21 protein-coding genes are annotated in these 21,753 nt (G+C 70.2%); 7 read left to right on the forward strand and 14 right to left on the reverse strand.

Features of this window, described 5'->3' with window-relative positions; genetic code table 11:
- Nucleotides 1–4: 4 nt before the first annotated feature.
- The 7 genes from IOE58_RS10235 to IOE58_RS10265 all read right to left on the reverse strand — a co-directional run bounded on the left by IOE58_RS10235 (nt 5) and on the right by IOE58_RS10265 (nt 6,547).
- Nucleotides 5–1,327, reverse strand: coding sequence for a dihydroorotase (locus IOE58_RS10235; protein ID WP_193866287.1), 1,323 nt, complete (start codon nt 1,325–1,327; stop codon nt 5–7).
- Entirely contained in the window at nt 1,324–2,280 is a 957-nt protein-coding gene (locus tag IOE58_RS10240) for an aspartate carbamoyltransferase catalytic subunit (RefSeq protein WP_193866288.1), read from the reverse strand. The genes IOE58_RS10235 and IOE58_RS10240 overlap by 4 nt, the downstream gene beginning before the upstream one ends.
- Complete coding sequence (gene pyrR, locus IOE58_RS10245) at nt 2,277–2,861, reverse strand: bifunctional pyr operon transcriptional regulator/uracil phosphoribosyltransferase PyrR (protein WP_193866289.1); 585 nt, start codon at nt 2,859–2,861, stop codon at nt 2,277–2,279. The genes IOE58_RS10240 and pyrR overlap by 4 nt, the downstream gene beginning before the upstream one ends.
- A gap of 84 nt (nt 2,862–2,945) precedes the next feature.
- Nucleotides 2,946–3,485 carry a transcription antitermination factor NusB gene (gene nusB / locus IOE58_RS10250; RefSeq protein ID WP_193866290.1) on the reverse strand — a complete coding sequence of 180 codons (540 nt, stop codon included), beginning with the start codon at nt 3,483–3,485 and terminating at the stop codon, nt 2,946–2,948.
- Nucleotide 3,486: 1 nt separating this feature from the next.
- Complete coding sequence (gene efp / locus IOE58_RS10255; protein WP_193866291.1) at nt 3,487–4,044, reverse strand: elongation factor P; 558 nt, start codon at nt 4,042–4,044, stop codon at nt 3,487–3,489.
- 128 nt (nt 4,045–4,172) lie between these two features.
- Entirely contained in the window at nt 4,173–4,787 is a 615-nt protein-coding gene (locus IOE58_RS10260; RefSeq protein ID WP_193866292.1) for a MarR family transcriptional regulator, read from the reverse strand.
- 155 nt (nt 4,788–4,942) lie between these two features.
- Entirely contained in the window at nt 4,943–6,547 is a 1,605-nt protein-coding gene (locus IOE58_RS10265) for an ABC-F family ATP-binding cassette domain-containing protein (RefSeq protein WP_193866293.1), read from the reverse strand.
- Nucleotides 6,548–6,760: 213 nt separating this feature from the next.
- Between IOE58_RS10265 and ald the strand changes: the two genes are divergently transcribed.
- The 7 genes from ald to IOE58_RS14795 all read left to right on the forward strand — a co-directional run bounded on the left by ald (nt 6,761) and on the right by IOE58_RS14795 (nt 15,674).
- Entirely contained in the window at nt 6,761–7,879 is a 1,119-nt protein-coding gene (gene ald / locus IOE58_RS10270) for an alanine dehydrogenase (RefSeq protein WP_193866294.1), read from the forward strand.
- A 171-nt stretch (nt 7,880–8,050) separates the two neighbouring features.
- A complete protein-coding gene (locus tag IOE58_RS10275; RefSeq protein WP_193866295.1) occupies nt 8,051–9,673 on the forward strand; it encodes an ABC transporter substrate-binding protein in 1,623 nt (540 codons plus the stop codon).
- Nucleotides 9,674–9,675: 2 nt separating this feature from the next.
- Complete coding sequence (locus tag IOE58_RS10280) at nt 9,676–10,632, forward strand: ABC transporter permease (RefSeq protein WP_193866296.1); 957 nt, start codon at nt 9,676–9,678, stop codon at nt 10,630–10,632.
- Nucleotides 10,629–11,513, forward strand: a complete 885-nt coding sequence (locus IOE58_RS10285; protein WP_193866297.1) for an ABC transporter permease — start codon at nt 10,629–10,631, stop codon at nt 11,511–11,513. The genes IOE58_RS10280 and IOE58_RS10285 overlap by 4 nt, the downstream gene beginning before the upstream one ends.
- 66 nt (nt 11,514–11,579) lie before the next feature.
- Complete coding sequence (locus IOE58_RS10290; protein ID WP_193866334.1) at nt 11,580–13,355, forward strand: gamma-glutamyltransferase family protein; 1,776 nt, start codon at nt 11,580–11,582, stop codon at nt 13,353–13,355.
- Between the two features lie 41 nt (nt 13,356–13,396).
- Nucleotides 13,397–15,004: a dipeptide ABC transporter ATP-binding protein gene (locus IOE58_RS10295; RefSeq protein ID WP_193866298.1), complete on the forward strand. Its 1,608-nt coding sequence runs from the start codon at nt 13,397–13,399 to the stop codon at nt 15,002–15,004.
- A complete protein-coding gene (locus tag IOE58_RS14795; RefSeq protein WP_193866299.1) occupies nt 14,997–15,674 on the forward strand; it encodes a GntR family transcriptional regulator in 678 nt (225 codons plus the stop codon). Before IOE58_RS10295 ends, IOE58_RS14795 begins: the two co-directional genes overlap by 8 nt.
- A gap of 21 nt (nt 15,675–15,695) precedes the next feature.
- Here the strand turns inward: IOE58_RS14795 and IOE58_RS10305 are convergent, their stop codons facing one another.
- The 7 genes from IOE58_RS10305 to IOE58_RS10335 form a co-directional block, all read right to left on the reverse strand.
- Nucleotides 15,696–16,532, reverse strand: a complete 837-nt coding sequence (locus IOE58_RS10305; protein ID WP_259890871.1) for a sulfite exporter TauE/SafE family protein — start codon at nt 16,530–16,532, stop codon at nt 15,696–15,698.
- A gap of 116 nt (nt 16,533–16,648) precedes the next feature.
- A complete protein-coding gene (locus IOE58_RS10310; protein ID WP_193866300.1) occupies nt 16,649–16,987 on the reverse strand; it encodes a metal-sulfur cluster assembly factor in 339 nt (112 codons plus the stop codon).
- Between the two features lie 13 nt (nt 16,988–17,000).
- Complete coding sequence (sufC, locus tag IOE58_RS10315) at nt 17,001–17,759, reverse strand: Fe-S cluster assembly ATPase SufC (RefSeq protein WP_193866301.1); 759 nt, start codon at nt 17,757–17,759, stop codon at nt 17,001–17,003.
- A 63-nt stretch (nt 17,760–17,822) separates the two neighbouring features.
- Complete coding sequence (locus IOE58_RS10320) at nt 17,823–18,161, reverse strand: non-heme iron oxygenase ferredoxin subunit (protein WP_193866302.1); 339 nt, start codon at nt 18,159–18,161, stop codon at nt 17,823–17,825.
- Nucleotides 18,161–19,510 (reverse strand): Fe-S cluster assembly protein SufD, encoded by a 1,350-nt coding sequence (gene sufD / locus IOE58_RS10325; protein WP_193866303.1) that lies wholly within the window; start codon nt 19,508–19,510, stop codon nt 18,161–18,163. The genes IOE58_RS10320 and sufD overlap by 1 nt, the downstream gene beginning before the upstream one ends.
- The gene (gene sufB / locus IOE58_RS10330; RefSeq protein ID WP_193866304.1) at nt 19,510–20,937 is read right to left on the reverse strand and encodes a Fe-S cluster assembly protein SufB; all 1,428 of its coding nucleotides are present in this window, start codon (nt 20,935–20,937) and stop codon (nt 19,510–19,512) included. Before sufB ends, sufD begins: the two co-directional genes overlap by 1 nt.
- Nucleotides 20,934–21,683 carry a helix-turn-helix transcriptional regulator gene (locus tag IOE58_RS10335; protein ID WP_259891339.1) on the reverse strand — a complete coding sequence of 250 codons (750 nt, stop codon included), beginning with the start codon at nt 21,681–21,683 and terminating at the stop codon, nt 20,934–20,936. The genes sufB and IOE58_RS10335 overlap by 4 nt, the downstream gene beginning before the upstream one ends.
- Nucleotides 21,684–21,753: the final 70 nt, after the last annotated feature.

Here is a 21,753-nt window from a genome sequence, read left to right on the forward strand (position 1 = left end):
CCGCTCAGCGCTCCACGAGTGCGCCGTCGCGCACGGTCACGCGACCGGCGTGGACGGTCAGACGGTTCATGCCCGGCAGCTCGAGGCCGATGTAGGGACTGTTGGCGCTGCGGGACGCGTGCTCGGCGACGTCCACGGCGCGGCGCGGGCGCGGGTCCCACACCAGCAGGTGGGCGGGCGATCCCGGTTCGAGGGCCCGGCCGTGGTCCTCGTCTCGGGCGATCAGCGCCGGGGTCTCCGAGAGCACCCGGGCCACGTCCCGCCAGCTCAGGGCGCCGGTGCCGACCATGGTGTGCTGCACGATCGGCAGGGCGGTCTCCAGGCCGGTCATGCCCATCGCGGCCTGGTCCCACTCGCGGTCCTTGGCGTCGCGCAGGTGGGGGGCGTGGTCGGTGGCGACGATGTCGATGGTGCCGTCGGCCAGGCCCTGCCTCACCGCGTCGACGTCGGCCTGGGTGCGCAGCGGCGGGTTGACCTTGTAGCGGGCGTCGAAGCCGCGCACCTCCTCGTCGGTCAGCAGCAGATGGTGCGGGGTGACCTCTGCGGTCACGGCGACGCCTCGCTGCTTGGCCCAGCGCACGATGTCCACGCTGCCTGCGGTGGACAGGTGGCACACGTGCAGGCGGGAGCCGACATGCTGGGCGAGCAGCACGTCGCGGGCGATGATCGACTCCTCGGCGACGGCCGGCCAGCCGGTCAGGCCCAGCTCGGCGGAGACCACCCCCTCGTGCATCTGCGCGCCCTCGGTCAGGCGGGGGTCCTGGGCGTGCTGGGCGATGACCCCGTCGAAGGCCTTCACGTACTCCAGGGCACGGCGCATCAGCACGGGATCGTGCACGCACTTGCCGTCGTCGCTGAACACCCGCACCCGGGCGCGGGAGCTGGCCATCGCGTCGAGCTCGGCCAGCCGCTCCCCCGCCAGGCCCACGGTGACCGCGCCGACAGGCCGCACGGTGCACCAGCCGGCGCTGTCACCGGCGCGGGCCACCTGCTCGACGACCCCGGCGGTGTCGGCCACGGGCGTGGTGTTGGCCATGGCGTGGACGGCGGTGAAGCCGCCCCGGGCCGCGGCACGGGTACCGGTCTCGACGGTCTCGGACTCCTCGCCGCCGGGCTCGCGCAGGTGGGTGTGGAGATCCACCAGGCCGGGCAGGACCACGCAGCCCTCCGCGTCGATGATCTCGGTGCCCTCGGGTGCGGTCAGATCAGGGCCGATCTCCTGGATCAGGCCGCCGACCAGCAGCACGTCGGTGCGCTCGTCGCCGTACAGGGAGCCGCCGCGCACCAGGACGGGGGCCGGGGGCGGTGGGGTGAGGTTCGTGGTCATCGGGCGTCCTCCCGGTCATCGGTGGCGAGCAGGTGGTAGAGCACGGCCATGCGGACGAACACGCCGGAGGCGACCTGTTCGACGATCACGCTGCGGTCGGAGTCGGCGACGTCCCCGGCGATCTCGAAGCCGCGGTTCATGGGGCCGGGATGCAGCACGATGGCGTGGTCGGGCAGGCGTGCGGCCCGCTGGGTGCTGAGCCCGTAGCGGCGGCTGTACTCGCCCTCGGTGGGGAAGAAGCCCCCGCCCACCATCCGCTCGCGCTGCACCCGCAGCATCATCACGGCGTCCGGGCCTGCCGCGAGGGCCTCGTCGAGGTCGTAGAGGACCTCGCAGGGCCAGGCGTGCGCGCCGACGGGAAGCAGGGCGGGCGGTGCGACCAGGGTGACTCTCGCTCCCAGCAGGGTCAGCAGGAGCATGTTGGAGCGGGCCACCCGGGAGTGGAGCACATCGCCCACGATGACCACGTGCAGGCCGTCCAGCCCCCCGTTCGGGTCGCCGGGGCGCAGGTGGTGGCGCAGCGTGAAGGCGTCCAGCATGGCCTGGGTGGGGTGCTCGTGGGCACCGTCACCGGCATTGATGATCGGCTGGTCGATCCACCCGGCATGGGCGAGCTGGTGCGCGGCACCCGAGGAGGCCGAGCGCACCACGACGGCGTCGGCACCCATGGCCTGCAGGGTCAGAGCTGTGTCCTTGAGCGACTCGCCCTTGGACAGGCTGGATCCCTTGGCCGAGAAGTTGATGACGTCGGCCGAGAGCCGTTTGGCGGCGGCCTCGAAGCTGATGCGGGTGCGCGTGGAGTCCTCGAAGAAGAGGTTCACCACGGTGGATCCCACCAGGGTGGGCAGCTTGCGGATCGAGCGGGACTGGGTGGCTGCCATGTGCTCGGCGGTGGCGAGCAGGGCGACGGCCTCGGTGCGGTCCAGATCGGCGATGGAGATGAAGTGCCTCATGCCTGGTCCTCACCCGCCGGTCGCACGATGTCGACGCAGTCCTCGCCGTCGGTCTCGGTGAGGTGGACGAACACCCGCTCGGAGCGCGAGGTGGGGAGGTTCTTGCCGACGTGGTCGGCTCGGATGGGCAGTTCGCGGTGGCCGCGGTCCACCAGCACCGCCAGGCGCACCGCTGCGGGGCGTCCGATGGCGCTGAGGGCGTCCAGGGCGGCGCGCACGGTGCGGCCCGAGTAGAGGACGTCGTCGACCAGCACCACGGTGCGGCCGTCGATTCCCTCGCGGGGGATGCGGGTGGGGCTCGGTGCCCGCGTGGGGTGCTTGCGCAGGTCGTCGCGGTACAGGGTGATGTCCAGCGAGCCGTGGAGCTGCTCGATGTCGCCGCCCAGGCCCTCGGCGCGGACGATGTTCTCCGCCAGACGGCGGGCCAGGGGGACGCCGCGGTGCGGGATGCCCAGCAGCACCAGGTCCTCGGCGCCGTGGCCGCTCTCGAGGATCTCGTGGGCGATGCGGGTCAGGGCACGGCGGATCTCCTCCGTGCCCAGCACCCGACTGCGATGGTCAGTCGATGACTGGTCGGTCATTGCTCTCCCTTGGGCGCCTCACAGGACGCGTTGTTAAAGGGTGGTGGTGGCGTTCAGGTGGTTCGTGCGCAGTGTAGTGCGGTCTCAGCCGAGCATGCTGCGCATGTCCAGCAGGCGCTGCAGCAGGCCGTTGACGAACCGGGGGGAGCCCTCCGTGGACAGCACTTCGGCGATCTTCGTGTACTCGCCCACGATCACGCCGCGCGGGGTGTCAGGCTCCTCGGGGCCGTGCACCACCTCGGCCGCCCCCAGCCGTAGGATCGCTCGATCCACCGCGGGCATGCGCTGCAGGGGCCAGTCCCGGGAATGGGTGGCGAGCTGCTCGTCGATCTCCTCGGCGTGCTGGGCGTACAGCGACACCAGTTCGCGGGACCACTGCGGCAGCGGCGACTGCGCGGCGGTGCGGGCGATGCGGTCCTCGAGGACCTCGCGCACAGCGCGACCGCGCGCATCGGCCTCGTAGAGCACGTCGATCGCGCGGATGCGGTCGCGACTGCGGCCGGTGAGGCGGTCGGTGCGGGCGGGAACGGTGCGCTCGAAGGCCACCTCCTCCCCCTCCCTGCCGGGCAGGGGGAGGCCCGGGTCCTTCTGGGTCCTGCGGGCCGCGCCGGGGGTGTCGGTCACGTCAGGCGCGCCCGAGGTAGTCGCCCGAGCGGGTGTCCACCTTCACCTTGGTGCCCTGCTCCAGGAACAGGGGGACCTGGATCTCGTGGCCGGTCTCCACGGTGGCGGGCTTGGTGCCGCCGCTGGAGCGGTCGCCCTGCAGGCCCGGCTCGGTGAAGGTGATCTCGAGCACCACGGAGGCCGGCAGCTCGATGTACAGCGGGGTGCCCTCGTGGAAGGCGACGATGACGTCCTGCCCCTCGAGCATGAAGTCCTTGGCGTCGCCGACGACCTCGGAGGTGACGTTGGTCTGCTCCCAGGTGGAGGTGTCCATGAACACGTACATGTCGCCATCTAGGTAGGAGTACTGCATGTCGCGACGGTCCACCGTCGCCGTCTCCACCTTCACCCCCGCGTTGAAGGTCTTGTCCACGGTCTTGCCGGACAGGACGTTCTTGAGCTTGGTGCGCACGAAGGCCGGGCCCTTGCCGGGCTTGACGTGCTGGAACTCGACAACGCTCCACAGCTGGCTGTCCAGCTTCAGGACCATTCCGTTCTTGAGGTCGTTCGTCGTCGCCATGGATCTCCTCGTAGCTGCCCACCCGGGCCGCAGGGCCGGCAGGCGTGGTTCGGTGGACCGCTCGGGGCGGGCCGCGAGCGCTGGTTGCTCGGGGCGGGCCGCGAGCGCTGGTTAAGGATAGCGCGCCGTCATGAGGTCAGATCGATCATGGCCAGCAGGCGCACCAGCAGCGGGTGCGCCGCACTCTCCTCGCGCCAGCCACTGGTCTTCAGCGAGCGGGAGACCGTCTGCTGGGTGATGCCGAGCAGGGCGGCCAGGTCACGCTGGGTGAGCTGGGGATTCCCGCGCAGCGCCCGCACCACGCGCCACTGGCCCGTGCTGCGGGTGGCGATCATCCATCCGATCAGGCGCAGCACGGCCTCCGCATCGGCCGCGGTGGCAGCGTGACGGGGATCGCCCGCGCGGACGGACAGCGGCACCTGGGCCGTGGCACGGGCGGCCCGCAGCGCCTGGCGCGCGGCGTCCACGGCCGGCCCGCGCAGGGCTCGCACCTCGGCCGGCAGCGGGGCGTCGACTCCGCCCACGCCGAGTCCGACGCACCAGCCCCCGAGCTCGGCGGTGGTGCAGATCGCCTCGACGGCCTGCTCGGCGCGGTCGAGCACCACGATGGCCTCCTCCCCCATCGTGCGCTCGAGCGGACGGCGCAGCCCCAGCGGGGCCAGGGCCTCGCCCAGCTCTGCGACGGGATCGGACCGGCCGGCCCGGGAGGCGGATCGGGAGGGGGCGAGCAGCAGCACGTGCATGCCCGCACCCTAGCATTGCACAGCTGTATTGCGCTGTACTTCACGAATCAGCTCTCACGAACTGATTGCCGCCGGGTGGACCACCAGGGAGGCCCATCCGGCCCCCGCCCGATCCAGGGGTGGTCACCCCCACCGCTCGGGGAGGGGGAACCGGCTCAGGCCAGCTGCACGAGCTCCTCGTACTCCGCGTTCCACAGGTCCTCGACCGCGTCGGGCATCAGCAGCACGCGCTCCGGGGAGAGCGCTGTGACGGCGCCGGGATCGTGCGAGACCAGCACCACTGCCCCCTCGAAGGCTGCCAGGGCCCCGAGGATCTCCTCGCGGCTGGCGGGATCGAGGTTGTTGGTGGGCTCGTCCAGCAGCAGCACGTTCGCACTGGAGACCACCAGGGTGGCCAGGGCCAGGCGGGTCTTCTCCCCGCCGGAGAGCACCCGGGCGGGCTTGTGCACGTCGTCGCCGGAGAACAGGAAGGAGCCCAGGATCTTGCGGGCCTCCACCTCGGGCAGCTCGATGGCCGCGCTCATCATGTTCTCCAGCACGGTACGGTCCAGGTCCAGGGTCTCGTGCTCCTGGGCGTAGTACCCGATGCGCAGGCCGTGCCCAGGGAGGATGCTCCCGGTGTCCGGCTGGTCCACTCCGGCCAGGATCCGCAGCAGCGTGGTCTTGCCCGCCCCGTTCAGCCCCAGGATCACGACGCGGGATCCGCGGTCGATGGCCAGGTCCACGTCGGTGAAGATCTCCAGGCTGCCGTAGGACTTCGAGAGCCCCTCCGCCATCAGCGGTGTCTTCCCCGACGGCGCGGGCTTGGGGAAGCGCAGGGAGGCCACGCGGTCCTTCTGCCGCTCCCCCTCGGTGCTCTCCAGCATCCGCTCGGCACGGCGCAGCATGTTCTGGGCCGCCACCGCCTTGGTGGCCTTGGCACGCATCTTCTCGGCCTGGGCGGTGAGGGCGGAGGCCTTCTTCTCGGCGCTGAGCCGCTCCCGCCGGCGGCGCTTCTCGTCGTCCTCGCGCTGGCGCAGATACTGCTTCCAGCCCATGTTGTACACATCGATCACGGCGCGATTGGCGTCGAGGTAGAAGACCTTGTTCACCACCTGCTCCACCAGCTGCACGTCATGACTGATCACGATCAGCCCGCCGCGATAGCTCATCAGGTACTCACGCAGCCACACCACCGAGTCCGCATCGAGGTGGTTGGTGGGCTCGTCGAGGATCATGGTGGTGGCCTGCGAGAACAGGATGCGGGCCAGCTCCACGCGCCGCCGCTGGCCACCGGAGAGGGTGCCCAGCTCCTGCTCGAGCAGACGATTGGGCAGCCCGAGGTTGGCGGCCATGCGCTTGGCCTCGGCCTCGGCTGCGTATCCGCCGACGGCATCGAGCTCGGCCTCCAGACGCGGGTAGCGGTTCATGGCCTTCTCGCGCCTGGCCTCGGACAGGCTCATGTCGGCCATCTCCTCCTCCGCGCGGCGCAGGCGGCGCAGCACGTCGTCCAGGCCCCGGGCCGACAGGATCCGGGAGATGACCGTCTCGGAGTCGTCGCCGCTGTGGGTGTCCTGCGGCAGGTAGCCCAGCTCCCCGCTCACCTCGACGGTGCCCTCGGTGGGCTGGATCGCGCCGGAGAGCACCTTGGTCAGCGTGGTCTTGCCGGCTCCGTTCCTGCCCACCAGTCCCACGCGGTCACCGTCCACCACCTGGAAGCTCACCTCGCTCATGAGCAGCCGGGCGCCGACGCGGACGGCGAGGTCGTGCACGGTGATCACCTAGGGGCTCGCTTTCGTCAGGCACCGGGGCAGGCAGGGATGCGGCCGGAGGGCCGGGTACGAGTGTAGGCGCAGGCAGGACGCCTCCCGCGGGTTGTGACGGGCTTCTCCCCGTCGGACCCTCAGCCAGGGCCGCCAGGGGGGCTTTCGTGAGAAGCTGATCCGGCACGGCCGTGTCCAGCGACCGTCTTTCCAGGCAAGGAGGCACGAGAGATGCGAGTGGGCGTTCCCCGCGAGGTCAAGAACAACGAGAACCGGGTCGGCCTTGCTGCCGCCGGTGTGTACGAGCTGGTGAACCGCGGCCACGAGGTCGTGGTCGAGACCGGCGCCGGCGTGGGTGCCGGCGTCACCGATGACGAGTACCGCGCCGCCGGGGCCACGATCCTCGATTCGGCAGACAAGGTCTGGGAGCAGGCCGACCTGATCGTCAAGGTCAAGGAGCCGCTCGAGGAGGAGTACGAGCGCATGCGCGAGGGGCAGCTGCTCTTCACGTACCTGCACCTCGCGGCCAACAAGCCGCTGGCCGAGGCCCTGATGGAGCGCAGGATCACCTCCGTGGCCTACGAGACCGTCCAACTTCCCAACCGTTCTCTGCCGCTGTTGGCCCCGATGAGCGCGATCGCCGGCCGTCTGGCCACCCAGGTGGCCGCCTACCATCTGATGAGCCCTCTGGGCGGCTCCGGCAAGCTGATGGGCGGCGTCCCCGGCACCGACGAGGCCAAGGTCGTCGTGATCGGTGGCGGCGTGGTGGGCGAGCAGGCGGCCATCATGGCGCGCGGCCTGCATGCCAACGTCACGGTGATGGACGTGAACGTCTCCAGGCTGAACGAGATCTCCACCGTCCACAACGGTGACATCCTCACCCGGTACTCCAGCAAGCTGGACGTCACCGAGCTGGTCACCGGTGCCGACGTCGTGATCGGTTCGGTGCTGATCCCGGGGAAGAGGGCCCCCAAGCTCGTGACCGACGAGATGGTGTCCCAGATGAAGCCGGGCGCCGTGCTGGTGGACGTCGCGATCGACCAGGGCGGTTGCTTCGAGAACTCGAAGCCCACCACCCATGACGCTCCCACCTTCAAGGTCCACGACGCCGTGTACTACTGCGTGGCGAACATGCCCGGCTCCGTGCCGAACACCGCCACCAAGGCGCTGAACAACGCCACCATCCCGTACGTGGTGAAGCTGGCGAACAGCCAGGGCCTGGACGCCCTGAAACAGGATTCGGCACTGGCCAAGGGCCTGCACACCTACAACGGCAAGCTGTACCACGACGGCGTCGGCGAGGCGCACGACATCGAGGTCGCACCGCTCGAAGACGTGCTGGAAAGCTGATCGAACGCACCTGATCTGCACGGGGGCCCGTCACCGCGAGGTGGCGGGCCCCCGTCGTCTCACGATGTGGCACACAGCTCCCCAGATCACATGCAGCACCTAACCTCCGGGAATCCAGATTGTATACAACGAGTCCTCAGGTTCTGCGGGCGGACCCCGAAGGGAGTCACCATGCTGAGAAGGCGAACCGTCGTCACCGCGGGCACCGCCGCCCTGCTCGCCGCCGGCTGCGTGCCGAGGCAGGAGCTCGAGGCGCCGCCGGACAGACCCAACGTGGTCGGCACGGGCGAGCCGACGTCGGGCGTGCGCGAGGGCGGCGATCTGGTGATGGCGCTCTCCTCGGAGCCGGACCGGCTGGATCCGACGACCTCCTCGTCGCTCTACACCCGGTACGTCATGCAGCCGATGTGCGAGAAGCTCTACGACATCGACAGCGACGGCGAGATCGTGCCGATGCTCGCCACCGAGCTGCCCACCATCGAGGAAGGCGGCCTGACGCTGACCTTCCCGCTGCGCACCGATGCCGTGTTCAGCGACGGCGAGCCGTTCAACGCCGCGGCCGTCGCGGCGATGCTCACCCGCCACCTCACGCACGAGGCGTCCTCGCGCAAGTCCGAGCTCGGGCCGGTGGACACGGTCGAGGCCGTGGACGAGCACACCGTCAAGGTGACCTTCTCCGCGCCGTTCTCCCCGTTCACCGCTGCTCTGGCGGACCGCGCCGGCATGATTCTCTCCCCGAAGGCCGTGGAGGAGATGGGCGACGACGTCGGCAATCATCCCGTCGGCGTCGGGGCCTTCCGCTTCGTGGGACGGGTGCCGCAGACCTCCATCGAGCTCGAGCGCGACCCGCTGTACTACGACGCCGACAACGTGCACCTGGACCGGATCATCTACCGGATCATGACCGATGCCAACATCCGCGCCGCGAACGTCCAGAGCGGTGACGTGCACGTCGCCGACAGCATCTCCCCCCAGGACATCGAGGTCCTCGAAGCCGCCCGCGGGGTCACCACGCTGCAGGTCGGCTCGCTCGGGTACCAGGCGCTGACGATCAACCTGCGCGACACGGACCCCGACGGCAACCCCACCGACCCGCCGCTGATCGCCACGGATCCGCGCGTGCGCCAGGCGCTGTCGATCGCGCTGGACCGCGAGGCGCTCACCAACACGGTGTTCAACGGCTGGTACACCCCGGCCGGCTCTCCGATCGCCCCCGGCACCCCGTTCTCCACCCCGGAATCGGACCATCTGCCCGCGTACGACCCCGACGCCGCCAGAACGCTGCTGGCCGAGGCGGGCGCTCCGATCCCCTACCCGCTGCAGGTGAAGGTCTCGAACTCCCAGGACGCGCTGCGCTACGCCCAGGCGATGCAGGCGCAGCTGTCCCAAGCGGGCTTCGCCCTCGCCCTCCTGCCGACCGAGTACACCGCGATCCTCGACGCGCAGGACCGCGGGGACTTCGAGGCGGTGCAACTGGGCTGGTCCGGACGCGTCGACCCGCACGGGAACGCCTACAACTTCTGGACCACGGACGCCTCCAACAACTACTCCGGCTACAGCTCCCCGGAGATGGACGACCTGCTGGCCCGCGGCGCCGAGCAGACCTCGATCGATGACCGCGCCGCGACCTACGGCGAGGCGGTGACCCTCATGCAGGAGGTCAACGCCGTGATCTACCTGTACCGGCAGCGCAGCCTCACCGCCCTCAGCTCCGACGTGACGGGCGTGGCGACCTTCGCCGACGGCGTGGTGCGCCTGTCCCACGCCGCCTTCCTCGACGAGAAGGAGACCTGATCATGGGCCGGTTCCTCGCGGTTCGCGCCGTCGAATCGCTCATCACGCTGCTGATCTCCGCCGCGGTGATCTTCCTAGGCGTGCGCGCGCTGCCGGGCGACCCCGCCCGCGCCATGGCCGGGGAGGAGGCAACGCCCGAGCAGCTCGCCGCCATCCGCGCCGACCTCGGACTCGACCAACCGCTGCTGGTCCAGTTCCTGGCGTTCCTGCGCAACACCGTGACCTTCGACCTCGGCACGTCGACCCGGACGGGCCAGGAGATCACCCAGATGCTCGCCGCCGCGATCCCGGTGACCCTGCAGCTGTCGGTCTACGCGATCATCGTCGCGATCATCATCGGCATCACCTTCGGCATGTACGCCGAGCGCCGACGCGGCAAGCCCGACGAGCTGCTCGCCAACGCCGGTGTGCTGCTCGGTCTGTCCGTACCGAACTTCTGGCTGGGCCTGCTCGGGATCCTCATCCTCGCGGTCATGCTCGGCATCGTCCCCGCCTCCGGGTACGTCCCGTTCTTCGAGAGCCCGGTGCGCAGCATCTACCACCTGACACTGCCTGCGCTCGTGCTCGGCACCGGGCTCGCCGCCGTGATCGCCCGCCAGACCCGCGCGAGCCTCATCGAGACCATGGGCACTGACTACGTCCGCACCGCACGCGCCACCGGCATCGCCCCGCGTCGCGTGCTGTTCCGCTACGGGCTGCGCAACTCCCTCATCGTGCTGGTCACCATCGTCGGCCTCCAGCTGGGCGGCCTCATCTCCGGCGCCGTCGTCACCGAGCGGATCTTCGCCCTGCCGGGGCTCGGCCGCATGACGCTGGACGCCGTGTTCTCCCGCGACTATCCCGTGATCCAGGCCGTGGTGCTCGTGGTCACCTTCTCCTACGTGCTCATCAACTTCCTGGTCGACGTCCTGTACTCCGTCGTCAACCCCCGCATCCGAACAGGCGGTGCCCGCGCATGACCACGACTGCCACCGTCACCGAGCCGCGGACCGCCGTCCGTCGCCGCTCCGGTGTCCTCACGAGGCTCGTGAGCACACCCGCGGGCCTGGCCGGCACCGTGCTCGTCGTGCTCGTGCTCGTCGCCGCGGCCGTCGGTCCGCTGCTGGCGCCGTACAGCTTCGCCGAGACCAACTTCTCCTACCCGTACCAGCAGCTGTTCACCCAGGGATTCTGGCTGGGCACCGACGACCTGGGACGTGACGTGCTCTCGCGTCTGCTTTACGGACTGCGGGCCTCCCTGCTGGTGGGTCTGCTGGCCGTGGGTCTCGCCGTCGCCGTCGGCACGCCGCTGGGGCTGCTCGCCGGCTACTGGCGGCCCGCCGACATGGTGATCTCCCGCTTCGTGGACGTGACACTCGCCTTCCCGTTCCTCATTCTGGCCGTCGGTCTGGCGGCGATCTCCGGGGCGAGCCTCTCCAACGCGGCGATCGCCCTGGGAATCGGGTTCATCCCGAACGTCCTCCGCGTAGTCCGCGGCGAGACGATGCGGCTCAAGCAGGAGTCCTTCGTCAAGGCGGCGGTCGCCACCGACGCACCGCTGTGGCGCATCCTCGGCCGCCACATCCTGCCCAACACGCTCAGCGCGATCATCGTGCAGGCCACCGTGATCCTGCCCGCCGCGATCATCGGCGAGTCGATGCTGTCGTTCCTGGGCCTGGGCATCCAGCCGCCCAACCCGAGTCTCGGCATCATGCTGTCCGATGCGCAGCAGTACATCTACCGCGCGCCGTCGGTGGCGGTCCTCACCGGCCTCACGATCATCATCATGTGCTTCGCCTTCAACCTCTTCGGCGATGCGCTCCGCGATGCGCTCGATCCCAATTCCTCGAAGGGACACTGACCCGTGACATCCTTCACCGCACCCCCGTCGCCGCTGCACCGCCCGGACCTCCGCGGCACCTTCGGCATGGTCAGCTCCACGCACTGGATCGCCTCGGCCACCGCGCAGGGCATGCTCGAGCGCGGCGGCAACGCCTTCGACGCGGCCGTCGCCGGAGCGTTCGTGTTGCACGTGGTCGAGCCGCATCTCAACGGCCCCGGCGGGGACATGACCGGCGTGTTCGCCGCTGTCGCCGACGACTCCCGGCCCCGCGTGCTCATGGGCCAGGGCCCCGCGCCCGCCGGGGCGAGCATCCGGACGTACCGCGACGAGCTCGGTCTGGATCGCGTACCGGGCTCGGGAGCGCTCGCCGCCGCGGTGCCGACGGCCGTGGACGCATGGCTCATGCTGCTGCAGGACTACGGCACGCTGCGCCTGGAGGAGGTGCTCGCCCCGGCGATCCGGTACGCCCGCGACGGTCATCCCGTCCTGCCGCGGGTCGCCGCGCAGATCGCGTCGATGCGGGAGTTCTTCCTCGCCCACTGGCCGAGCTCCGCCGAGCTGTGGCTGACGGACGGTGCGGCTCCGCAGGCGGGCGACCTCATCACCAACCCGCGTTACGCCGACGTGCTGCAGGACCTCGTCGATGCCGCGAACGCCGTCGAGGACCGTGCCGCCGGCATCGCCGCCGCCCGGGACCGCTGGCGCACCGGTCCGGTCGCGGAGGCGATCGACGCGTTCGTCCGCACCCCGCACCGCCACGCGGACGGCGGTGACTACGCGGGGGTGATCACCCGGGAGGACATCGCCGGGACCGCGGCCGCCTACGAGGAGCCGACCGTCGCGACCTTCCGCGGCGCCGAGATCGCCAAGACCGGACCGTGGGGGCAGGGCCCCGTACTGCTCATCGCGCTGCGGATCCTCGACGGGTTCGACGACGCCGACCTGGACCCGTCGACCGAGCGCGGGGCCCACCTGGTCCTGGAGACGATGAAGCTCGCGCTCGCCGACCGCGACGCGTTCTTCGGCGCCGACGCCGACGTCTCCGCGCTGCTCACCGACGAGTACGTCGCCTCGCGGCGCGCTCTCATCGCCGAGACGGCGTCCGCAAAGCTCCGCCCCGGCACGCTCCACGGGCGCCCGGGCGATCTCTCGCACGTGCAGACCCGCGAGGAGTACGCGCAGGCCGGAGGCACCGGCGACGCCTCCGCCGGCGAGCCGACCGTGCGCGTCGGTGCGGGCGAGGAGAAGGCCGATCCCGAGACCGGCGAAGTCTCCGGCGACACCTGCCACATCGACGTCGTCGACCGCTGGGGCAACCTGATCAGCGCCACCCCGTCGGGCGGCTGGCTGCAGTCCTCCCCGACGATCCCCGAGCTCGGCTTCTGCCTGGGCACTCGTCTGCAGATGATGTGGCTTGAGGAGTCCTCGCCGTCGGCCCTGCGGCCCGGGGCGCGGCCCCGCACCACGCTCAGCGCGACGCTCGTCCTGCGCGACGGGGAGCCGGTCATCGCGGTGGGCACGCCGGGCGGGGACCAGCAGGACCAGTGGCAGCTGCTGTTCCTGCTGCGCGTGCTCGCCGGCGGCTACACCCCGCAGCAGGCGATCGAAGCGCCGATGCTGCACACCACCTCGATGGTCGACAGCTTCTGGCCGCGCACCTGGGCGCCCGGCGAGTCCGTGGTCGAGGACCGCATCGGCGACGAGGTCATCGCCGGTCTCGAGGCGCGCGGACACCGGATCGTCCGCGCCGGCGACTGGGCGCTCGGACGCCTCTCCGCCGTCACCCGGGATCCGTCGACCGGTCTGCTCGGCGCCGCCGCGAACCCGCGCGGCGAGCAGGGCTACGCGGTGGGTCGGTGACGGCGATGACCCACAGCGCAGGCAGCGAGGAGGAATCCGCAATGAGCACCGATGAGCACGTGCTGGAGGTCACCGACCTCGAGATCACCTACGGCCGCAGCGCGGAGCCCACGGTGAAGGGCATCAGCTTCGTGCTGGCCCCGGGCGAGAAGATGGCGATCGTCGGCGGCTCCGGATCCGGCAAGTCGACGACCATCGCCGCGCTGCTGGGCCTGCTGCCCGGCGAGGGCCGCATCACCGGCGGTTCGATCCGGTACCGCGGCCAGGAGCTCGTCGGCGCCACCGCTGCCGAATGGCGGCAGCTGCGGGGGCGTCGCATCGCGCTCGTGCCGCAGGATCCGATGTCGAACCTCAACCCGACGATGCGGGTCGGTGACCACATCGCCGACGCCCTGCGCGCCTATGGGCAGACCGACAAGCAGAGCATCCACGACGACGTCATCCGCCTGATGACCGAGTCGGGGATCCCCGAGGCCGAGCGGCGCGCCCGCCAGTACCCGCACGAGTTCTCCGGCGGCATGCGGCAGAGGATCCTCATCGCGATCGCCCTCGCTGGCGATCCCGACATCGTCATCGCGGACGAGCCCACCAGCGCGCTCGACGTCACGGTGCAGAAGCAGATCCTCGACCACCTGGAGCGACTGGTCGAACAGCGCGGCATGTCACTGCTGTTCGTCACCCATGATCTGGGCGTCGCGGCGGACCGCACCGACGGCATCGCCGTGATGCACGAGGGCGAGCTGGTCGAGCGCGGCCTGCCAGGCGAGGTGCTGCGCCACCCGGAGCACCCGTACACCCGCGAGCTCGTCGACGCCTCTCCCGTGCTCACGAACCTCTCCTCGACGCCGCCGGTGGCCGAGTCGGAATACGTGCTGGAGGTGAAGGACCTCACCAAGGTGTTCCGCATGCGCGGCTCGGCCCGCGGCGAGGTCCGGGCGGTCGACGGGATCAGCTTCCGCGCGCGCCGCGGTGTGACAACCGCGATCATCGGCGAGTCCGGCTCCGGGAAGTCGACGCTCGCCTCGATCGTGCTCGGGCTCGAGACGTCGACGAGCGGCGACGTGCTGCTCGACGGCCGCTCCGTCACGGACGCCTCCCGCCGGGAGATGAAGCAGCTGCGGCGCTTCACCCAGCCCGTCTTCCAGGACCCCTACTCCTCGCTGAACCCCATGTGGACCGTGGAGCAGATCATCCGGGAGCCGCTCGACGTCTTCGGCATCGGTGATCGAGGTGAGCGGCGGGAGCGGGTGCGCACCCTGCTCGAACAGGTGGCCCTTCCCGCGCATCTGGCGCACGCCCATCCGAGCCAGCTCTCCGGCGGACAGCGCCAGCGCGTCGCCATCGCCCGTGCGCTCTCCTCGAGCCCGCAGCTGCTGGTGTGCGACGAGGCGGTCTCCGCCCTCGACGTGCTCGTGCAGGATCAGATCCTCACCCTGATCGGCGGACTCACCCGGGAGCTCGGCATCAGTTGCCTGTTCATCACGCACGACCTCGCCGTGGTCTCGGAGCTCGCCGAGGACGTCGTGGTCATGCGGTCCGGCAGCGTCGTCGAGACCGGACCGGTCAGGGACGTCATCACGAACCCTCAGCATGACTACACTCGGGGACTGATCGAATCGGTGCCGGGCAGGGAGTTCATGAGTGTCTGACCATGCTGCGCGCAGCGTGACCGATGAGCTGCGCTCGCGCATCATGGAGGCGCGGCTCGACGCCGGGACACCGCTGCGGGAGGTGGCCCTCGCTGAGGAGTTCGGGGTCTCCCGCATCCCGGTGCGCGAGGCGCTGCAGACCCTCACCGGAGAGGGCTTCGTGATCTCGACGCCGAACGTCGGCTCGCGCGTGGCCAGTCCGCCCTACGCCGACGCCGCTGAACTGTTCGATCTGCGCATCGTGCTCGAGGTCGCCATGGTGCGCAGCGCCGCCGAGCGATTTCGCGACGACACCGAGCCCGGGGAGAGGTCCGCCGCGCTGCTGGCGGAGGTCGAGTCCTCGCTGTGCGACGGTGAGCAGGGGGTCGAGCGTCGCGATGCGCGGCAGATCGCCTCGGCGAACCTGCACTTCCACCAGGGGATCGCCCTGTTGGCGCAGCGCCCGGTGCTGTCTGATCTGCTGCAGCGGATCGGCGGCAGGATCGAGTGGATGCACGCCACCCACGGCGGCTACACCGCCAATCGCGGCTCGTCCACGTGGACGCAGCATCGGCGGATCTTCGAGCTGGTGACCGACGGGGCCGTCGAGGGGGCCGCCGAGGCGATGCGCGATCACCTGGTCCGCAGCCGCGATGCGTTCCTCGCGGGACTCGCGGACCTCCCCGACTGATCGAGCCGGGCCGCAGGAGGGTCAGCCCAGGAGCTGCCGGAAGAGGGCTGCGAGGGCCACGACGACGATCGCGGCGCGCAGCACGCTGTTGGGCAACCGCTTGGCGATGTGCGAGCCGGCGAAGCCCCCGATGAGGCCCGAGACGGCCAGCGTGAGCACGCCCCACCAAGCGATCGTCGACCCGACCAGCACGAACGCGCTGATGTAGACGACGGCGGCCGCGATGTTCACCACCAGCTGCATGAGGTTCTTCACCGGGTTGATCGCCTTGGGCGAGCGACCGGTCATCGTGCCGAGGATCGCCGTGTAGAGAATGCCCTGGGCCGCCGTGAAGTAGCCGCCGTAGACCGCGGCAAGACCCATCGGCGCGATCACCTCGGGTCGGCGGTAGGCGGCTCCGACAGGGCCCTCGGCATCTGCGCCCGTCTGCGCCAGAGCCGTCGACACCTGCGGATCCGTCGCGCGGCGAGCCCGCCGGGCGGCCATGCGGCGGGTGATCGTCGGCTGCAGCACGACGAGCACGAGCGCGACCACGATGAGGACCGGCACCACCACGTCCAGCGCGCTGGAGGGAGAGAAGAGCAGCAGCAGCGAGCCGACCATTGCGCAGAGCACCGTGACCAGCGTGAGCGGTCCAACGTGCGCCCGCTCCGCCGCGATCTCCCGACGGAACCCGAGCACCGATCCAATGGTCGCGAAGGACATGCCGACCGTGTTCGTGCGCACCGCCTCACCGGGCGGGAGCCCGAGGGCGAGCAGTACCGGCAGCGTCAGGAGCGAGCCTGAGCCGACCGCGGCATTGATGATGCCAGCCAGCACGCCCATCAGCGCGAGCAGCGCGATGCTCCACAGATCCACAGGTCACCTCTCCACGTCGATCCCCGGATTGTATACAGACCTGGGAGGGGTGGGCCGCAGCGTCCACAGGGACGCTGCGGCCCTTCCGATCGCTGTGGCCGGCTCAGCGGATCGGATCAGAGGTTGAACCCGATCGCGCGCAGCTGCTCGCGGCCGTCCTCGGTGATCTTCTCCATGCCCCACGGCGGCATCCACACCCAGTTGATGCGGTGGGACTCGGTGATGGGGTCCAGAGCCGCGAAGGTCTGCTCCTCGAGCAGGTCCGTCAGCGGGCAGGCGGCCGAGGTGAGGGTCATGTCCACCACGGCGTTGCCCTCCTCGACGGTGATGCCGTAGACCAGGCCCAGGTCGACGACGTTGATCCCCAGCTCGGGATCGATCACATCCTTCATCGCCTCCCAAACCTGCTCAGCGGTCGCGTGCTCGGAGGCACCGGGTGCGCTGGTCTCTGTCATGGCTCCTCCGTGGTCAGGCGGTGGGGGTGAGGTAGCGGTCGTAGCCCTCGGACTCGAGGCGCTCGGCGAGCTCGGGGCCGCCCTGATCGGCGACCTTCCCGTCGACGAACACGTGCACGAAGTCGGGCTTCACGTACTGCAGGATGCGGGTGTAGTGCGTGATCAGCATGATGCCCACGTCGGTGTTCTCCTTGGCGCGGTTGACGCCCTCGGAGACGATGCGCAGCGCGTCCACGTCCAGGCCGGAGTCGGTCTCGTCGAGGATGGCGATGCCGGGCTTGAGCAGCTGCATCTGCAGGACCTCGTGGCGCTTCTTCTCGCCGCCGGAGAAGCCCTCGTTGACGTTGCGCTCGGCGAAGGCGGGATCCATGCGGAGGTCCGCCATGGCACCCTTCATGTCCTTCACCCAGGTGCGCAGTGCGGGGGCCTCGCCGTCGATGGCGGTCTTGGCGGTGCGCAGGAAGTTCGAGACGGTCACTCCGGGCACCTCGACGGGGTACTGCATGGCCAGGAAGAGGCCGGCGCGTGCGCGCTCGTCGACGCTCATCTCCAGCACGTCCTCGCCGTCCAGGGTGACCGAGCCGGAGGTGATCTCGTACTTGGGGTGGCCGGCGATCGCGTAGGCGAGGGTGGACTTGCCCGAGCCGTTGGGGCCCATGATGGCGTGGGTCTCGCCCGCCTTGATGGTCAGGTCGACGCCCTTGAGGATCTCCTTGGTGCCCTCGGGGGTCTCGACGGTGGCGTGGAGGTCCTTGATCTCCAGGATCGACATGCGGTGGTTCTCCTCAGCTGTGCGGCCAGGCGCTTCGACCTGGCATTCGTTGTACGGGGATGTTCAGGGGGCGAGGGTCGCGGTCGGGTCGACCGAGATCTCGCCGGTGGTCTCGTCCACCCGCACCGGGTGCACCGGCACGGGGAGGACGGCGGGCAGCTGCAGCGGACGGCCGGTGCGCAGATCGAACTGGCTGCCGTGCTTCCAGCACTCGAGGGTGCAGCCCTCGACGTCCCCGTCGGAGAGGGGGACGTCCTCGTGGGAGCACCGGTCCTCGATGGCGTGGACGCCTCCGTCCTCGTCGCGCACCAGGGCGATCTCCACCCCGCCGGCGACGACGTCGATCGCCTCGCCCGGGGCGAGCTGATCGAGGGTGGCGACGGGGACGAAGGCGTCGGGCATCAGTTCATGCTCCGCTCGAGCTCGTTCTCGATCGACTCGAAGAGGTGCTCGCGGATCTCCGGGACGTCGATCTGCTGGATGAGCTCGGCGAAGAAGCCCCGCACGACCAGGCGGCGGGCCTCCTTCTCCGGGATGCCGCGGGCCATGAGGTAGAACAGCTGCTCGTCGTCGAAGCGACCCGTGGCGGCGGCGTGGCCGGCGCCCTCGATCTCCCCGGTCTCGATCTCGAGGTTCGGCACCGAGTCCGCGCGGGCGCCCTCGGTGAGCACCAGGTTGCGGTTCAGCTCGTAGGTGGTGGTGCCCTCGGCCTGCTTGCGGATCAGCACGTCGCCGACCCACACGGAGCGGGCCTTGGCCCCCTGCAGCGCGCCCTTGTAGGCGACGTTGGAGGTGCAGTTCGGTGCGGCGTGGTCCACGAACAGGCGGTGCTCGAGGAACTGATCGGCATCAGAGAAGTACAGTCCCAGGTTCTCCAGCTCGCCGCCGGGGGCGGCCAGCTCACCGATGACGTCCACGCGCACGCCGCTGCCACCCAGGGAGACCACGATGTGCTTGAGCTTCGCGTCGCGGCCCACGCGGGCGTGGTGGCGGGCGATGTGCAGCGCATCGTCGTCCCAGTCCTGCAGGGCGATGACGGTCATCTGCGAGTTGTCGCCGACGACCATCTCCACGTTCTGCGCGTACTGGGCGCTGCCGGTGTGGTTCAGCACGAAGGTGGCCGAGGAGGACTCCTCGGTCTCCAGCACGATGTGGGCATTGCCGCGGCGGTCGGCACCGCTGCCCGTGATCGCGACCCGGAAGGGCTCTGCCACGTCGGTGCCCTTGGGGGCCACCAGGTGCAGGGCCTGCTCGCAGCGGGCGGAGGCCACGGCGCTGGTGAGGTCCTCGGGCACCAGCACGGTGCCGCGGGGGGCCTGGCCGGGGGCCAGGTTCGCGACATCGGGAACACCCTGCGGGATCTCCACCTGGTAGTCCAGGGCCGGGTCGCCCTCGCGGTCGTCGGTGGCGACGTCCTCGAACAGCGGCGCGAAGCGGCGCAGCGGGGTGAAGCGCCACTCCTCGACCTTGGAGGTGGGAACCTCGTGGTCGGCGAGCTCGAAGGAGCGCTTGCGGTCGCCGCGGTTGGCGGCGCCGTGCGCGGCGGACTTCTCGCCCTCCTGGCCGGTCATGGTCAGGCCCTCGGACTCCAGCTCGGCCCCGCTCGCGCGCGCGTCGCGGGCGTCGGACTCGTGCAGGACGTCCTGGGCGGAGACCGGCGCGGCGCCGGCCGCGTTGCCCGCGGCCTCGTTCGCCGTCGGGTCCCCGGCGCTCTCGGCACCCTTCACATCGGTGACATCGGACGAGGTCATCAGCCGACTGCTCCTTCCATCTGCAGTTCGATCAGGCGGTTCAGCTCGAGGGCGTACTCCATGGGCAGCTCGCGCGCGATCGGCTCGATGAAGCCGCGCACGATCATCGCCATCGCCTCGGTCTCCTCCATGCCGCGGCTCATGAGGTAGAAGAGCTGCTCCTCGGAGACCTTGGAGACGGTGGCCTCGTGGCCCATCTGGACGTCGTCGACGCGCACGTCCACGTACGGGTAGGTGTCGGTGCGGGAGATCTGGTCCACCAGCAGCGCATCGCACAGCACGGTGGAGGCCGAGTGCTCGGCGCCCGGCATCACCTGCACCAGGCCCCGGTAGGAGCTGCGCCCGCCACCGCGCGAGACCGACTTGGAGACGATCGAGCTGGAGGTGTGCGGCGCCATGTGCACCATCTTGGAGCCGGTGTCCTGGTGCTGGCCCTGACCGGCGAAGGCGATCGAGAGGGTCTCACCGCGAGCATGCTCGCCCATCAGCCACACGGCCGGGTACTTCATGGTGACCTTGGAGCCGATGTTGCCGTCGACCCACTCCATGGTGCCGCCCTGCTCCACCGTGGTGCGCTTGGTGACCAGGTTGTACACGTTGTTCGACCAGTTCTGGATGGTCGTGTACCGCACGCGGGCGTCCTTCTTCACCACGATCTCGACCACGGCCGAGTGCAGGGAGTCGGACTTGTAGATCGGGGCGGTGCAGCCCTCGACGTAGTGCACGTACGAGCCCTCGTCCGCGATGATCAGCGTGCGCTCGAACTGACCCATGTTCTCGGTGTTGATCCGGAAGTAGGCCTGCAGCGGGATCTCCACATGCACGCCCTTGGGGACGTACACGAAGGAGCCGCCGGACCACACGGCGGTGTTCAGCGCGGAGAACTTGTTGTCACCGGCGGGGATCACGGTGCCGAAGTACTCCTGGAAGATCTCCGGGTACTCGCGCAGACCGGTGTCGGTGTCCACGAAGATGACGCCCTGCTCCTCCAGGTCCTCGCGGATCTGGTGGTAGACCACCTCGGACTCGTACTGCGCGGCGACACCGGCAACCAGGCGCTGCTTCTCGGCCTCGGGGATGCCGAGGCGGTCGTAGGTCTCCTTGATGTCCTCCGGTAGCTCCTCCCAGGAGGTCACCTGCTTCTCGGTGGAGCGCACGAAGTACTTGATGGTGTCGAAGGCGATGCCGGAGAGGTCCGGGCCCCAGGTCGGAATCGGCTTCTTGTCGAAGAGCTTGAGCGCCTTCAGGCGGCGCTCGAGCATCCACTCTGGCTCGTCCTTCAAGCGGGAGATGTCACGGACGACCTCCTCGCTCAGACCTCGGCGGGCGCTGGCGCCGGCCGAGTCCTCGTCGTGCCATCCGTAGGCGTAGTTGCCGATGGACGCGATGATCTCGTCCTGGCTGAGCTGCTCTGGTGCGCTCGTCATGGTGTCCTTCCCTCGGTGAGCGGAATGTGGGTCGTGCAGGCATGTGCTCCCTGGGCCAGAGTGGCCAGACGCTGGACCGGGGCTCCGACGATGCGGGAGATGACGCGGGTCTCGGCCTCGCACAGCTCCGGGTGCCCGGACGCGACGTCCAGGACCGGGCAGTGCCCGTGGCACAGCTGCGCCGTCATGAGCGTACGCGGGCGGGAGCGCCCTCGTGCACCGGCTGTCGGCAGGGGGACCGTGAGGGGGCGCACGGTGGTGGCGTACCCGCGGGAGGTGAGCAGCTCCGCGAGCAGCTCGACCCGGCGCTCGACGGTCACCCGTTCGCCCTGCGCGATCCTATCGACCACCAGGGACTCCAGCTCGCTCTCCCAGTCGGCCACGCGGCGATCGGCCAGGCGCCGCACTGCATCGGTGCCTCCCTCCCGCACCAGCTCCTCCATGGCCAGCACGGCGAGCTGGTCGTACCCCCCGGGCAGCGACTCGTGCGCGGAGGCCGAGAGCACGAACGCCTTGGAGGGCCGGCCGCGCCCGCGGCGGGCCACAGGGGCCTCGTGCTCGGCGATGACGTCGTCGGCCAGCAGCGCCGCCAGGTGCCGACGCACGGCCGCACTGGTGAGACCGAAGCGCTCGGCCAGCTGACGCGCGGTGACCGGACCGTGGGTGGAGATGGCCTCGATCAGCCGCTCACGGGTGTCGCGGAGATCCGGGTCGGCGGGTCGCTGGTCGCTGTCGATGTGGTCCACGCGCTCCTCCTCCCTCGCGCGCCCGTCGCGAATCGGGCACGCGCGCCTCGCGTCTGTTGCACTCGTGTGT

Source organism: Brachybacterium epidermidis, from assembly GCF_015209585.1.
Lineage (GTDB): Bacteria > Actinomycetota > Actinomycetes > Actinomycetales > Dermabacteraceae > Brachybacterium > Brachybacterium epidermidis.